Below are 15,108 nucleotides of genomic sequence, written 5' to 3'. Positions count from 1 at the left end.
GGCGTTGAGCCTTGTTTCCTGCCATCGGTTAAAGAGGGCGTTAAGCCGAAGCCGATAGGATGCGGCTTCATTTCATGCGCGATGAGGAGCCCGGTGAGTACAGTCGGCCGGAGAACGCAGACACTTCGTTCCGCCGGCGGCATCGCCGCCGCGGGGCTTTGGCGTGCCTGCCTGTCGCCGGTCCGGGCGGCTCTTTCGATCCTTGCGGTCGTGCTCGTGCTGGTTCCGGCCATAGCCTCCGCCGAGACGCTCAACGCCGATATCGTGGCGAGCGAGGAGAAGGGCTACGGTCGGATCGTCATCACCTTCCGGGACCGGGCGCTGCTTCCCGAGTATGACGCTCTTTCGGCTAATGGCGTGCTGCGCATCCGTTTTCGCGACGTGGTCATGGCCCAGGTCGAAAGCGTGCCGGTCAACATGCCGCAGTATGTCTCCATTGCCCGGCGCGACCCGGACGGATCCGCGATCCGCTTCGCGCTGATGCGCGACTTCCGCGTGAACACCATGGAGGCGGGCGAAAAGCTCTTTATCGATCTTCTGCCCGCAAGCTGGCAGGGCCTGCCTCCAGGTCTTCCAGACGACGTGGTGCGCGAGCTCGCCCGACGGGCGGAGGAAGCCATCCGCCGCGCCCGCGCGCTCGAGCAGGCGCGCCTGAAGGGGCAGGAGGAGCCGACCGTCGAGCTGTCCGTCGGCACGAATCCGACGTTCACCAGGCTGTCTTTCGACTGGAACGTGAACTTCGATTCCGCCTTCGTGCGCGAGGGCGACATGGTCAAGCTCACCTTCAATCAGGATGCCCCCCTCGATCTGTCCGATCTCAAGGCGCATCTCCCCCCCGGGGTGATCGATGCAACGTCCTTCAGCGATCAGGGCAAGCTCAAGTTTCTTCTGAGGGTTGCGCCCGCGGTCGATATCCGCGCGTTTCGCGAGGGCGACAGCTATGTCGTCGACGTGACGCCTCCGCAGATGCCCAAGGATCCGGTGAATGCGGCAATAGACGAGGCGCTGAACGCCGACGCCGGTGTTGCAAGCGCACCGACCGGTGTCATCGAGGCACCGGGCAGGGCGCCGGCGGTGACGGCTCCGGCGGGCCAGGTTGCCGGTCCTGATATCGAGACCGCGCCGCCGGCGGCCGGCGATGCCGCAGCCAGGCGCGCCCCGCAGCCGGCACCCGCCGAAGCCTCGGCGCTGCCGGTTCCTCCTACGCCTGCTCCCGACCCCGCGCCGGAGACCGTCGCCGAGGCACCCCCTCCGGCTACACCGATTTCGACCGCCGATGTCATGGTGGCGCCGCCTGCTGCCCCGGCCGCGGGAGAGAGCGTGGCGCGTGGAGGCGGCGCGTTGCCTCCGGCAATCGACCTGACGAAGATCGGTGGCGCCTCGCCGGCGGATGCTAATGCCTCGTCAACGCCGCCCGCTGCCTCGCCCGAGCGTCCGCCGGTGGGATATGACGACGAGAGCCGTCGCTTCGTTGCGGTCGAGGCCCGTCGCATCGGCGACATGGTTCGTGTGGTCTTCCCGTTCTCGGAGCGCATTTCCTCCGCTGTGTTCCGTCGTCACCAGAGCTTCTTCCTGGTTTTCGACACAAGCGATCCCATCGACGTACGCGGCATGCGCTCCGTTCTGTCGGACATGGTCGATGCGGTGGAGGTCGATGGCGACGGCGGCAACGGCTGGCAGACGATCCGCATCGATCTCGGCAAGGATGCGCTGGCGACGGTCGGCGTCGACGGCAGTTCCTGGATCATGACCATCGGCGACACGATTCTGGAGCCGTCGCGCCCGCTGACGCTTGACCGTACGGTGCGCGGCGACGGCGGCACCGTGATTACCATTCCTTTCCGCGAGCCCGGCAAGGTTCGTGAGGTTCACGATCCCTTTGTTGGCGACATGGTCACGGTCGTCACCGGCTTCGGGCCGGCGCGCGGTGTTCTGAAGCCGCAGCGGTTTGTCGAATTCGACGCTCTGATGTCGGCGCATGGCGTCGCCGTGGTGCGCAAGACCGACGATCTTTCGGTCGCGACGGAGGGCGACACGATCGTGCTCGAGAGGCCGCGCGGACTGTATGTGTCGCATGGCAGCCTCGATGAAGGAACGCGGGTCCTCAAGCCGACGGCTGATCCGAATGCGGCGAGCCACATCGACCTCGGCAAGATCATGTCGAGCGACACCAAGGACTTTCTGCTGAAGATCAAGGCGATGGAGTTCAACATCGCCAACACGCCGGAGAGCGCCCGACGCGTGCCGCGCATGAACATGGCTCGGTTCTACCTGGCCCACGGGTTCGCGCATGAGGCGCTGGGACTGATGCGGCTTGCCTCCGAGGAGGATCCGCTGCTCGAACGCGATGCGACCTTCAACCTGCTGATGGGCGCGGCGCAGGTGCTTGCCGCCCGTCCGAAGGAGGCGCTTGCCTTTTTGAACAAGCCGGCGCTTCTCAACAGCCCCGATGCCGCGATCTGGCGGACGATCGCCAGTGCGGGGCAGCGCGACTGGAACGAGGCCCGCCTGTCCCTGCCGCGCGGGCGTGCCGTCGTTGGCAACTATCCCGTCTTCATCCAGACCGAGTTCAATCTCGCCGCAGCGCAGACGATGGTCGAGATCAACGACTATGGCCAGGCGGCGGCGGTGCTCGCGGAGATCGACCCGAGCCTTGCCACCCACGCGCAGGCGGCGCGCTACGACATCATTCGCGGCCAGATCGCCGATGCCTCCGGCCGCTCGCGCGAGGCGCTGACCGCGTTCGATCTGGTCAAGCGCTCGGACGTGCGCCCGCTCGCCGCCGAGGCGACCTATCGGGCGCTGCGCATCCGTCATCGCGACGGAGAGGTCGACACCGCCGATGCCATCGATCAGCTCGGCGGTCTCGCCACGTCCTGGCGCGGCGACGAGACCGAGCTGAAGACACTGCGGTTCCTTGCTCAGCTTGAGGCGCAGGCGGGCAACTATCGCGAGGCCTTCGAGGCGATGCAGTCCGCCCTGCAGGCGAACGCGGGAGCAGAAACGACACGGCTGCTGCAGGATGAGATGGGGGCTGTCTTCAGCAACCTGTTCCTGCGGGGCGGGGCCGACAAGATGGAGCCGATCAAGGCGCTGGCGCTGTTCTACGATTTCCGCGAGATGACGCCAGTTGGACGACGCGGCGATGAAATGGTGCGTCGCCTTGCGAACCGACTGGTTGCGATGGATCTGCTCGACCAGGCGGGCGAGTTGCTGCGCCATCAGATCGATCACCGGCTCAAGGGCGCGGCGCGCGCTCAGGTCGCTGCCGACCTTGGGGTGGTCTACCTGATGGACCGCAAGCCGGAGAAGGCGTTGCGCATTCTCAACCAGACCCGCCAGGCCAAGCTTCCCCGCGAGCTGGAGCGCCAGCGCAACATCGTCGAGGCGCGAGCCCTGACGGAGAACGGCCGCCCCGATCTTGCGCTCGAGATCGTGCGCAACATGCGCGGCGAGGATGTCGAGCGGCTGCGGGCCGACACGCTTTGGGCGGCGCAAAGCTGGCGCGAGGCGGGCGAGCAGCTGGAAGGTCTTCTCGGTGGGCGTTGGTCCGACGACGTGCCGCTGGCCGACCAGGAGCGCACGGACATCCTGCGCGCGGCAATCGCCTATTCGCTCGCCGACGATGCCTTCAGCCTGAGCAGGCTGCAGTCGAAGTTCGGGGAGAAGATGAGCAACAGCCCGGACGCGAAGGCCTTCAGCGTCGTGACGCGTCCGGCTGATGAGCGCGGCACCGAATTTCTGTCGGTTCTCGACAACCTCAACGGGATCGACTCGCTCGACGTGTTCCTGGCCGAATACCAGCGCAAGTACCTGCATCCGAGCGTGCCGGGCGTCGATGATGGTACGCCGCTCGAGAGCCCGCAGGACAAGACGGTCGACAATGGCGCGGACGGCGGCATGGTCGCCGCGGCAGCCGGCAAGACCTGAAGCCCGCCCGAGGCCTGAGCTCCCCCGGCACAGAGCCGGAAGGTGGCCGGCGCGTGCGCGTGTCGCGTCTTATCCGGTGGCGAAACTCTGGATGAGGCTTCCCGCGATCAGGTTCCAGCCGTCAACCAGCACGAAGAAGATGAGCTTGAACGGCAGGGAGATCACCACCGGCGGCAGCATCATCATGCCCATCGACATAAGCACCGAGGCGATCACAAGGTCGATGATCAGGAACGGCAGGTAGAGCAGGAAGCCGATCTCGAAGGCACGGCGCAACTCGCTGATCATGAAGGCGGGCACGAGAATGCGCAGGCTCAGCTCCTCCGGCGTGGCGGGGGCTGGCTGGCCGGACATCTCGACGAACAGCCGCACGTCGGTTTCGCGCACATTGGCGCGCATGAAGGCGTGGAACGGAACCGAGGCGCGCTCGAACGCTTCACTAAGCTCGATGTTTCCGTCGACCAGCGGCTGGACGCCCTCGTTATAGGCCGTCTCAAAGACCGGCATCATGATGAAGGCGGTGAGGAACAGCGCCAGAGACGTCATGACGGCGTTGGGCGGTGCGGTCTGCAGGCCGATGGCCGAGCGCAGCAGCGACAGCACCACGACGATCCGGGTGAAGCTCGTCACCATGACGAGCACGGACGGAGCGAGGCTGAGGATCGTCAGCAGCGCGACGAGCTGCACCGCGCGCTCGGTCAGCGTGGTTCCTTCGCCGAAGCCGATGGAAATGTCCTGGGCGAAGGCCGGCGCGGCCAGGCCAACGGTCGCCAGCCCGATTGCCAGCGCGGCGACCTTCATACGGCGTGCGCGGAGCCCGGTCCGGGGACCGGATCCCTCTGCCGGGGCTCCGCGGCTTTCGCTCATGATTTGCGCGGTCCGCTGATTTCACTCAGAAGGCGCGCCATCTCTTCCTCGATCGCATCCATCGAAGTGGCCTGACCGGTACGGGCGGGTGCCGCTTCGTCCTTTGCCGCGTCCGGCGTTGCGTCGTCGCCCTTCTCCGAGCTGGCCTCGGTCGCGGCGGCGGCCGGTGTATCCGGCTTGTCCTGGCTTGCGGCGGGCTCGGTGACGGAGGGAGCTTTCCGCTCCTCTTCCACCGGCTGCCTGGGGGCCGGCTCTGTCTTTTCGACGGAGCTGCCGAGCTCGGCGAGAAGCGCGTCTTCGAGCGAACTGTCCAGGGCGTGGTCGGAAGCAACCGGGGGCTTCACCTCGGCGGCGGCTTGCGCGGTGGCCTGTTCGGGGCGGGCAGGGGCGCTATCAGCCGGCTTCGGGGCGGGGCGCGATGCACCACCGAGGCTGGAGAAGCTGCTGGCGGCAGGTGCGGCGGGGCGTGTGGAGGTCGGGCTCACGCCGGCGAGACTGCCGCGCGCCGAGGTGGTGTCGTCCTGCTTCTCGGTGGACGGCTCCACCGGCTTTTCAGCGCCAGCCTCCGCACCGTCGGCGTCGCGCGCCGGATTGCTTGCGTGCGGATAGGCGGTGCGGGCATTGGCCGCCGGTCCCGAGGACGGCGGGGTGATCGTGCGGCGCATGGGAGCGGGATCGCGACGCCAGGACGGCTCTGCGGCCGGTGCCGGGCGCGCCGGCTCGGGCGCCTTGGCCTCGCCCGTCGCAGGGGTGTCGGCGCGGGTTGTCGCACGCCGGGCCAGGCCGGCAACGGCGGCGCCGGCGGGGGGAACCGCCGATCCCGCGGCGGGGGGCGGTGCGCCGGTGCGGCGCAGCGCGGCGGTGGCTGCTTCGCCCGCTGCCGGCTGCGGTGCGCGCGGCTGCTGTGTTTGCGTCACCGGGCGCTGGGTCGGCGCGGCAACGGGCGCGCGCGGCTGAGCCGGAGCCTGCGGCGCGGCGGCGGGCCGGACGGGCGCGCTCTGCGGCGTGGCAATCCGTGCCGACGGCGCTTCCGGCTGCATCGCGGGCTGTTGAGGTGCCATCTGGACGGGCGCGGGTGTTGCGGCCTGCGGGGCGGTCGCCGGCTCGACGGGAACCGCCGGGGTTTCCATCGGGGGCGGAACGAAGGCCGCGTTCTGCTGGCGCGGATAGGCCTGGGCAACGGGAACGCCGCGCACGATGTTCTGCTCGACGACCACGTCGCTCGGCCCGCCGACGAGAATCAGGTGTTCGACATTGTCGCGCCGGATCAGCACCAGACGGCGCCGGGCGTCGAGAGCGGCCGCATCCATCACGGCAATGCGCGGCTGCCGAGAGCGTCCGCCGAGCGCGCGCGTGCTTGCGATGCGTCTCAGCACCCAGACAAAGATGGAGATGAGCGCGAGGACGATAATCACGGCGATGAAGAAGCCGATGCCGCGCGCCCAGCCCGGCTCCATCTGGAAGGTATCGACCAGCCAACTTGTCATGCCCAACGGCCTTTTCTTCTCGGCGGCGGATCGGCGCCGGTGCGCGCGTCCGTACCCTGGTTTGTGAAAGCGCCGGCGGGCGGCGCCTCCTTCCTTCTTGTGCATGCCGCTTGCGAGGCGCCCGAGCAAGATGCCCGTGACGGTTCTTCGCAAGCGGTGCGAATCCTTCAATTAACGCTCTTCTTTATCCGTTTTGCGCGATTCCCTCAAAGAGGGAAGCTGCAAGCAGGATCGAATCCGGGCAAAAAGTGCCGATATCGCTTTGCATTCTGCCATCTTGCGGCCGAGGTGTCCTGGCTGGCGCAGGAGATCCGCCATTCAATTCTTACCAGTCGGTTAATCGTTAACCCGGTGTTAACCATATGGGCGGCAGGATCTGCCTAGTTCGAAAAATCGCCCACGGAGCCCGGCCATGTCGGTCACGAACCTGCCTCTCTTCCAGATGCTGAAGTCGAAGATGCAATGGCATCAGACGCGGCAGGGCGTGCTCGCCGAGAACATCGCCAATTCCGATACGCCCGGCTACGAGGGGCGCGATCTCAAGAGCTTCAGTTTCGATGACGCGATGCAGCACGGAAGCATCGGCCTCGAAACGGCGCGAACCTCTTCCGGTCATCTGGCCGGTTCGATGGTGCATGAGACAGGCGGGTCGAAGGTCAAGCCCGTCGGCGGTTTCGAGGTCACGCCGGATGGCAACTCGGTGACCCTCGAGGAGCAGATGATGAAGGTGACCGAGAACCAGCTCGACTATCAGGCGGTCGCTTCGCTCTATTCCAAGAGCCTCGGCCTCATCCGAACCGCGCTGTCGCGCAACGGTTAATCCCCGCGAGTCGGGCGGGCGCAGGTCTCTGCGCCCGCCGGGTCCGAAGGAGTGAGACATGGATTTCGTCAAGTCGATCTTCGTCGCTGCGAGCGGCCTGAAGGCCCAGAGCGGGCGGATGCGCATCATAGCGGAGAATATCGCCAACGCCGATTCGACCGGCCGCTCGCCGACCGAGGATCCCTATCGGCGCAAGATCCCGACGTTCCACGCCACGCTCGATCGCGAGTTGAAGGCGGAAGTCGTGGAGCTTGGGCCCGTCGAGGTCGACAAGAGCGACTTCAAGACGCGCTATGAGCCCGGTCATCCGGCCGCCGATGCGAGCGGTACCGTGCGGACGCCGAATGTCGACACGCTGGTTGAGATGGTCGACATGCGCGAGGCGCAGCGCTCCTACGAGGCGAACCTCAATCTCATCAGCGCCACAAGGCGCATGGTCCAGAAGACCCTCGAGATCCTGCGCGCCTGATCGGCGCTGTCCACGTCACAAGAATTCTGAGCCAACGGAGCCGCAGCCATGTCCATCCCGTCGATCGCCGCGAATGCCTATCGCATCACGTCGGCCCTTTCCGGCGCGAATCAGGATACGCAGGCAAAGGCCACCTCCATGGGTGCCCCCGACTTTGCCGGCATGGTAAAGTCGGCGGTGGAAAACGTCGTCGACCAGGGCAAGAAGTCCGACCAGCAGGCCATGGCGCTTGCCGAGGGCAAGGCCAACGTGGTCGATGTGGTGACGGCGGTCGCCGAGACCGAGGTCGCGATGGAGACGCTGGTCTCCGTGCGTGACCGGGTGATCTCCGCCTACCAGGAGATCATGCGCATGCCGATCTGACGCACCGCGCGGATCGGCTGGCCGGCGCGGCGACGGAAGCGCGGGCGCGCGGGGCTCACGGCGAAATGCCGACGGACCACGCTGCGGGCCGAGCCGGACAAGACGGATGCGAGCATGACCGGACCTGAAGTTCTGGATATCGCGCGGGAAGGGGTCTGGACCCTGATCATCATATCGGCCCCGCCGATGGTCGTCGGACTGCTGGTTGGCGTGGTCATCGCGCTCTTCCAGGCGTTGACCCAGATCCAGGAAATGACGCTCGTCTTCGTTCCCAAGATCCTGGCTATCTTCCTCACCTTGCTGATCACGCTGCCCTTCATGGGTCAGGTGCTGTCTGCCTTCACGGCACGGGTCGCCAATCTGATCATCGCGGGCGGCTAGCATCATGCAGTTCTCCGTCCAGATGCTTCCCGGCGTCGCCCTGGTCTTCATGCTGATCTTCGCACGTATCGGCACGATGCTGATGCTGATGCCGGCGCTCGGCGAAGGTTCGATCCCCTCACGGGTCCGCCTGTCGCTGGCCTTGATCCTGACGATGGTGTTCTTCCCCATGGCGCAGCCGCTGTATCAGGTCGACGCGGCCTCGAGCATGCCGCGCATCCTTCAGCTTTTCGCCATGGAATTCGGTATCGGCTTCTTCATCGGGCTGGGCGCGCGGATGATCACCTATGCGCTTTCCATCGCCGGCCTGATCATCGCCAACCAGTCGGGCCTTGCCTTCGCCATGGCCACGGACCCGACCATGGACGGACAGCAGGGTGCGGTGATCGGTGCTTTCCTCAGCCTGCTCGCGGTGACGTTGATCTTCGCGACGAACCTGCATTATCTGACGATTGCGGCGATGAACGACAGCTTTCGCCTGTTTCCGCCAGGTGGCATGATGCCGGTGGGCGATTTCGCCCAGATGGCGACCGATATGGTGGGCGAGATCTTCGGCATCGCCATGCGCATCTCTGCTCCGTTCCTTGTCGTCGGTCTCGTCTTCTATTTCGGTCTCGGCCTGCTCAACAAGCTGATGCCGCAGATGCAGATCTTCTTCATCGCCATGCCGCTCAACATCGCCATTGGCGGGCTCATGCTCTTCGCCCTGCTGGTGACGATGATGATGTGGTACCTGTCGCACTTCGAAACGGCCCTGGGCCGGTTCATCGCGGGATAGGGCGATGTCCGAGCAAGACGCTTCCGAAAAAACAGAAGACCCCACGCAAAAAAAGCTCGACGACGCGCTCGAACGCGGCGACGTGGCCAAGAGCCAGGAGGTCTCCACCTGGTTCGCCATGCTCGGCACCGGCCTGGTCATCGCGATCATGGCGCCGGGAGCGGCCGAGGGGGTCTACACGGCGTTGCGCGGGTATCTGGTCCATGCGCATGAAATCCCGGTCGACGGCGCCGGACTGACACTGCTGTGGCGCGACACGGGACTGAAGATCGCCGGTATTCTGGCATTGCCGCTGCTGATGCTGCTGGTGCTCGCGGTGGCCGGCAACATGGTTCAGCACAACCTCATCTGGACCACGGAGCGGATGAAGCCGAAGATGGAGAAGATTTCTCCCGCCGCCGGCTTCAAGCGGCTGTTCTCGTCCGAAAGCCTGGTCAATTTCGCGAAGGGGCTGGTCAAGATCTTTGTCGTCGGCGGGCTGATGGCCGCGGTTCTGTGGCCCCGGCGTGACGAGATCGACACGATGATCATGCGCGATACCGGCGTTCTTCTGGAGGAAGTGCGCGGGCTGGTGCTGCAGCTCATCATCGCCCTGCTGTCGGTCATGACGGTTGTGGCCGCGCTCGATTTCCTCTGGCAGCGCCAGAAGTGGTTCGAGAAGCAGAAGATGAGCATTCGCGACATCAAGGACGAATACAAGCAGACGGAAGGCGATCCGCTGGTCAAGGGCAAGATCCGGCAGTTGCGCATGGAGCGGTCGCGCAAGCGCATGATGGCCGCGGTGCCGGAGGCGACGGTGGTCGTCACCAACCCGACGCACTTCGCCGTTGCGCTGAAATACGAGCAGGGAATGCAGGCGCCCATCTGCGTTGCCAAGGGTTCGGACCGGATCGCACTGCGCATCCGCGAGCTCGCGCGGGAGAACGAGGTGCCGGTGGTCGAGAACCCGCCACTCGCCCGGGCGCTGTTCGCGGCCATCGACATCGATCAGGAAGTGCCGGAAGATCAGTATCGCGCTGTGGCGGAAGTCATCGGATTCGTTTATCGAATGCGGGAACGCAGATCCTGGCGCAGTTGATTGCCAGTGACCGGTTGTCCATCGTCCAGTGTCGGGAGCGCGGAGCCTGACCGGGCGTCCTTCGGGGGTTGGAATGAGTGAGATCGAACCGATGTCCCGTGGCGCGGTCGTGGAACGGCCCGAGCGCTCGGGAAGCATCGGCCTTCTGATCGTCCTGGCGCTCGGGCTCGTGGCGGCTGCGGCGGGTCTGGCGTTTCTGCCGCATGATGCGGCGGAACCCTTTGTGCTTGCCCTGCTCGGGGTGCTGGCCGTGGTCGGCGTGTTCTCGCTGTTCGCGGGCGCCATCGGGCTTGTGCGCTTCAGCGCCCGCCAGTCGGCCAGTCCGCTGCCGGCCGCCTTTCTCGATTCCTTCGACGATGGCGTCCTCATCTGCGAGCGCGACGGGCGCATCGTCTATTCCAACAGTGCCTATGCGGAACTGATCGGCGCGGAGACCCCGGCCGAGGTGCGCGGCGTCGAGCGGGTCTTCTCCTCCGATCCGTCCGCGACCGACGCGATCTTCCGCCTGTCGCGCGCGGTTGCCGAGGAAGGCAGCGGCGAGGAGGAGGTCCGTCTGCCGCATCCGCTCGGGCACAGCGACGGCGACCCGCGCTGGTACCGGGTCAAGGTGCGTCCGATCGACCTGCCGGGCGGAACACGACGCGGCCCGGCCGCCACCGTCTGGCAGCTTGCCGACATCAGCGGCGACCGCACCGAGCAGGAAACCTCATTCCAGGAATTGCAGCGGGTCATCAACTTCCTCGACCATGCACCGGCGGGCTTCTTCTCCTGCGACGGCGGCGGTCGGGTGGTCTATCTCAACGCCACGCTTGCCGATTGGCTTGGCTACGATCTGGTCCAGTTCGAGGCCGGGACCCTGCGCCTTTCCGACTTCATCAGGGGCGACGGGGCGGGGCTGCTGCTGTCGCTTCAGGGACGTGCCGGCGAGGTCAAGAGCGAGACCTTCGACCTGGACCTTGTCGCGCGCAACGGGCGCGGCGTGCCGGTGCGCATCCTGCACCGGGTGCCCTTCGACGCCGAAGGCCGGGCGGGCGAGAGCCGGACACTTGTGCTGAATCGCTCCAAGGGAGAAGATTCGGCCGAGGCGCTGCGCTCCTCCGAGGTTCGTTTCGCGCGTTTCTTCAACAATACGCCGATTGCCATCGCCTCGATCTCGCGCAGCGGCGACATTCGCAAGACGAACGCCCCCTTCGTTCGGCTGTTCGGCACCTCGGATGGCGGGGAGACGGCCGTCAAGCTGGTCGACCTCGTGGCGCCGCCTTCCCGCCAGCGCCTTGGCGAGCTTCTCGTCGCCGCGGCCGACGGGCAGAGCGAGATCCTGCCGCTCGACGTTCGGCTCGATGAGCGCGAGGACGGGCGCTCGGCGACCGTCTATGTCTCGGCGGTGCGCGACGGCGAGGAGGATGGCGACGTCGCCATCGTCTACGTGCTGGAGACGACGGCGCAGCGCGCGCTCGAGGTGCAGTTCGCGCAGGGGCAGAAGATGCAGGCCATCGGCCAGCTCGCCGGCGGCGTCGCGCATGATTTCAACAACGTCCTGACAGCGATCATCGGCTTTTCCGACCTGCTGCTGGCCAGCCACCGGCCGAGCGACCCGTCCTTCCAGGACATCATGAACATCAAGCAGAACGCCAACCGGGCCGCAGGCCTGGTGCGTCAGCTGCTTGCCTTCTCCCGCCGCCAGACGCTGCGGCCGAAGGAACTGGCGTTGAACGACGTTCTCGCGGATCTTTCCATCCTGCTCGACCGGTTGCTGGGCGAGAAGGTCGAGCTCAGCGTCGTGCACGGCCGCGATCTGTGGCCGATCATGGCCGACCTCAATCAGCTCGAGCAGGTGATCGTCAACCTGTCCGTCAACGCGCGTGACGCCATGCCCAGGGGCGGGCATCTCACCATCCGCACGCTCAACGTCGACGAGGAACAGTCGCGCTCCTACGACAACACCCGCGGCATGCCGGCCTCGGACTATGTGCTGATCGAGGTGGTCGACACGGGCACCGGCATGACGCCGGAGGTGATGGAGAAGATCTTCGAGCCGTTCTTCTCGACCAAGGACGTGGGCAAGGGCACCGGGCTCGGCCTTTCGACGGTCTATGGCATCGTCAAGCAGACGGGCGGCTTCATTTTCTGCTCGAGCGAGATTGATGTCGGCACCGCCTTCCGGATCTTCCTGCCGCGCCATGTGCGCAACGAGGCGGAGCAGGTGGAGGTGAAGCCGGTCGAACAGACGCCGCTCACCGATCTCACCGGCTCGGCCACCATCCTGCTCGTCGAGGACGAGGAGGCGGTGCGGGCCTTCGCCGCCCGTGCGCTGACCTCGCGCGGCTACACCGTGCACGAGGCCTCGAGCGGCGCGGAAGCCCTGGAGATCATGGAAGAGACGGGAGGCGACGTCGATCTGGTCGTCTCCGACGTGGTCATGCCGGAGATGGATGGTCCTTCGCTTCTGCGCGAGCTGCGCAAGACCCGGCCGGACCTCAAGATCATCTTTGTTTCCGGCTATGCCGAGGATGCCTTCGAGAAGAACCTGCCGGAGAACCAGAAGTTCTCCTTCCTGCCGAAGCCCTTCACGCTGAAGCAGCTTGCGACCGTGGTGAAGGACGTCCTGTCCAGCTGATGCGCGGCGGGCTTTGCGGCCCGCGCGCAAGGGGGCGAGGATGGGAACCGGTTGGAACCGGGACAACGAAAGAAAGCAAAAAAGGCCGCCGGCATCAGCCGGCGGCCTTTCTCGTTTTGCGGGGAAGAAACGACAGTGTCCGGCCCATAAGGGCCGGGCTTCCTAGTTGCAGGTCGATGCCGCCTCGGCCTTGGTCTTGAGCCCAACCAGGCTCTCGCGGTTGTTGTACTGCGGCTGGGTGAGCGTGAAGACCTGCTCCAGCGCGGTGCCGGCGTTGTTGACCACGGCGACGTCCTGAACGACAAGCGTGTCGCAGTTCGCGCCCTGGAAGCGGACGCGGATGCGGAACTTGCGCGGACCGTTGTCGGAGGGGCCGAACTCGCTGTCGAGGGCAGGGTTGGCCTGGGTGACGGTGCGCTCGAGCACCACCATGTTCGGCTGGTTCTGGGCGATGGCCGTGCCGCGTTCGACCGCATTGGCGACGATGGTCTGGCGCACGGTCTCCGGCTGGGCGCGCACGCGAAGGGACTGAGCGCCCGCGGGCACGGTCAGAACGGGGGCGTCCGGCGTTGTCGGGCGGCTGGTTCTCCGTCCTGTGTCGCAGGCCGCAAGAGCGAGGGCGGCGACGAAGAGAACGGTCAATCGAAGATACATTTCAAATCCATCCTTCTGCGGCATTGCGCATGCAATCGGACAAGCGGATTTTCTGCCTTCCGGTACGATCACAACGGATGTCACGGAAAACGGTTCCTTCGGCCCGGCCCTGCTTCCGGTCCGGCATCCATCAGGATGCGCCCGCGCAAGTTAACAGACCCTGCGTGAGGTGGCACCCTTGGCAGTTCGTTCAGGAGGGGAGTGGAGCCTAAAAGCTGTCACCTGTGTCGAAGCCGCCACCGCCAAAGGACCCACCGCCGGAAAAGCCGCCTCCGCCGAACGAGCCGCCGCCCCGTTCACCGCCCATGGAGCCAGGCAGGCCGATGCCGCTGGGAAAGCCGATGTCGCGCCCGTGGCGGCTGCGCTTGCGGCGGGATTTCTCCGCCTTGGCCCAGTAGTCGGCACCTGACAATGCGCCCTTGGCCAGTTCGCCGAGGAGCACGCCGGTGAGGCTGTCATCGTTGAAGGTCGAATCCCAGGTGTCATACCCCTTGCGGCGAAACTGGCGGGTTACCTTGACCAGCTCGTCGCGCCGGCGTTCAAGGTCGCGCAGGCTCCGCTGCTCGCTCTCGAGCGTGCCCGTGGCCTGATCGATCCGTGCCTCGAGGTCCTGCAGGCGGCGCACGATCTGTTCGTCCTCGCGCGATGGCGTGGCAAGGGCCTCCTTCCAGAGCTGGGACAGCTCCTCGGAGCGCAGCGACCGAAGCAGGGCGTCCTCGGCGCTGCGGTAGTCCGCATCCTCGCCGGCGAGGAACGGCTGTTCCCTGCGGGTGACGTCCTCAAGTTCGGTCTCGAGTTTCTCCAGCCGCGCCGTTGTTTCCTCGATGCCGGTCTCCGCCGTCTCGATGATGCCGGCCAGATCCGAGCCGGCGATTTCGGCGGCGACCTTGCGGGAGAATTCCCCCAGGCGCGCCTGCTCGGTGGCGGCTTCCGCCTCGCGGTCGCTGGCATAGCCGTCGAGCCTTTCGGGAATCTCCACCAGCATGGCGTAGTTGGGGCGCGCGTCCTGATAGCGGATGAGCCCGGCGACCCAGCGGTCGAGCAGGCGCACCAGCCCGCCGTGACGGTAGGCGGGGGTGCCGAAGCCGCGTTGCCACAGATAGAGGAAGAGCGGGTCGCGCTCGTAGGCCCGACCCTTCTCGGCGCGGTCGGTTGCCGCGAGCTTCGCTTTCTCGCGGGCCGCGTCCGCTGTCTTGCGGGCTTCTTCGGCGCGGATGCGCTGGCCGGCATACTCGGGGTTTGCCTCCAGCCGTGTGTCGACCTCGTCCAGAATGGCATCAAGGCGGTCGCTGGCCGCGTCGCGGTCGCGGGTGAGCTTGCGCCGCGCCTCGGTCAGCTCGGTGATCTCGGAGGTGAGCGCGTCATGCTCGGCGCGCAGCGACGACTGCGCGAGGTCGCGCTGCTCGAGCCGCTTGCGGGCCTCCGCCTCGTCCTTGTCGATCCGCTGGCCGAAGGCGTGCTCGCCCGCGTCGCGCAGGCGGAAGCGCGCCAGTTCGCGGAACGCATCGAGCTCCGCGCGGCGCAGGTCGGCGATGTCGCTCATCGCCAGTTCGACAGTGCGCTTGACCGAGGCTTCCTCCCGGCGAAGCTCGCTGAGCGTGCGCTCGATAGAGCCCAGGGTCTGCCGTCCGCTCACCATTCCCGTGTCCACCTCGACCTGTCAT

The 15,108-nt window shown here is 66.3% G+C and carries 12 protein-coding genes; 8 read left to right on the top strand and 4 right to left on the bottom strand.

All coding sequences use genetic code 11. The annotated features are described in order from the left end of the window. The first annotated feature begins 93 nt into the window (after positions 1-93). Positions 94-3,930: a hypothetical protein gene (locus ACN0WF_RS00770; RefSeq protein WP_417770853.1), complete on the top strand. Its 3,837-nt coding sequence runs from the start codon at positions 94-96 to the stop codon at positions 3,928-3,930. 69 nt (positions 3,931-3,999) lie between these two features. On the opposite strand, the gene fliP is transcribed toward ACN0WF_RS00770, so the two are convergent. Beyond that, on the bottom strand, positions 4,000-4,731 hold the full coding sequence (gene fliP, locus ACN0WF_RS00765) for a flagellar type III secretion system pore protein FliP (protein WP_417771206.1): 732 nt from the start codon (positions 4,729-4,731) through the stop codon (positions 4,000-4,002). 62 nt (positions 4,732-4,793) lie between these two features. Further along, a complete protein-coding gene (locus ACN0WF_RS00760) occupies positions 4,794-6,284 on the bottom strand; it encodes a flagellar biosynthetic protein FliO (protein ID WP_417770852.1) in 1,491 nt (496 codons plus the stop codon). Between the two features lie 412 nt (positions 6,285-6,696). Between ACN0WF_RS00760 and flgB the strand changes: the two genes are divergently transcribed. From flgB to cckA, 7 genes are all read left to right on the top strand, one after another. Beyond that, positions 6,697-7,104: a flagellar basal body rod protein FlgB gene (gene flgB / locus ACN0WF_RS00755; RefSeq protein ID WP_417770851.1), complete on the top strand. Its 408-nt coding sequence runs from the start codon at positions 6,697-6,699 to the stop codon at positions 7,102-7,104. Between the two features lie 58 nt (positions 7,105-7,162). Continuing rightward, a complete protein-coding gene (gene flgC / locus ACN0WF_RS00750; RefSeq protein ID WP_417770850.1) occupies positions 7,163-7,573 on the top strand; it encodes a flagellar basal body rod protein FlgC in 411 nt (136 codons plus the stop codon). 48 nt (positions 7,574-7,621) lie between these two features. Further along, positions 7,622-7,936, top strand: coding sequence for a flagellar hook-basal body complex protein FliE (fliE, locus tag ACN0WF_RS00745; RefSeq protein WP_417770849.1), 315 nt, complete (start codon positions 7,622-7,624; stop codon positions 7,934-7,936). A 114-nt stretch (positions 7,937-8,050) separates the two neighbouring features. Further along, on the top strand, positions 8,051-8,317 hold the full coding sequence (gene fliQ / locus ACN0WF_RS00740; protein WP_417770848.1) for a flagellar biosynthesis protein FliQ: 267 nt from the start codon (positions 8,051-8,053) through the stop codon (positions 8,315-8,317). Between the two features lie 4 nt (positions 8,318-8,321). Next, positions 8,322-9,095, top strand: a complete 774-nt coding sequence (fliR, locus tag ACN0WF_RS00735) for a flagellar biosynthetic protein FliR (RefSeq protein ID WP_417770847.1) — start codon at positions 8,322-8,324, stop codon at positions 9,093-9,095. A 4-nt stretch (positions 9,096-9,099) separates the two neighbouring features. Beyond that, positions 9,100-10,173: a flagellar biosynthesis protein FlhB gene (flhB, locus tag ACN0WF_RS00730; protein WP_417770846.1), complete on the top strand. Its 1,074-nt coding sequence runs from the start codon at positions 9,100-9,102 to the stop codon at positions 10,171-10,173. A gap of 73 nt (positions 10,174-10,246) precedes the next feature. Beyond that, positions 10,247-12,790, top strand: a complete 2,544-nt coding sequence (gene cckA / locus ACN0WF_RS00725; RefSeq protein ID WP_417770845.1) for a cell cycle histidine kinase CckA — start codon at positions 10,247-10,249, stop codon at positions 12,788-12,790. Between the two features lie 162 nt (positions 12,791-12,952). Here cckA and ACN0WF_RS00720 read toward each other — a convergent pair whose 3' ends face one another. Continuing rightward, the gene (locus tag ACN0WF_RS00720) at positions 12,953-13,444 is read right to left on the bottom strand and encodes a hypothetical protein (protein ID WP_417770844.1); all 492 of its coding nucleotides are present in this window, start codon (positions 13,442-13,444) and stop codon (positions 12,953-12,955) included. Between the two features lie 208 nt (positions 13,445-13,652). Beyond that, positions 13,653-15,083 (bottom strand): hypothetical protein, encoded by a 1,431-nt coding sequence (locus ACN0WF_RS00715; protein ID WP_417770843.1) that lies wholly within the window; start codon positions 15,081-15,083, stop codon positions 13,653-13,655. Between the last annotated feature and the right edge of the window lie 25 nt (positions 15,084-15,108).

The organism is Stappia sp., assembly GCF_048268045.1.
GTDB lineage: Bacteria > Pseudomonadota > Alphaproteobacteria > Rhizobiales > Stappiaceae > Stappia.
Note: the sequence above shows the minus strand (reverse complement) of the source record. Positions and strands in the feature narration are given on the sequence as shown.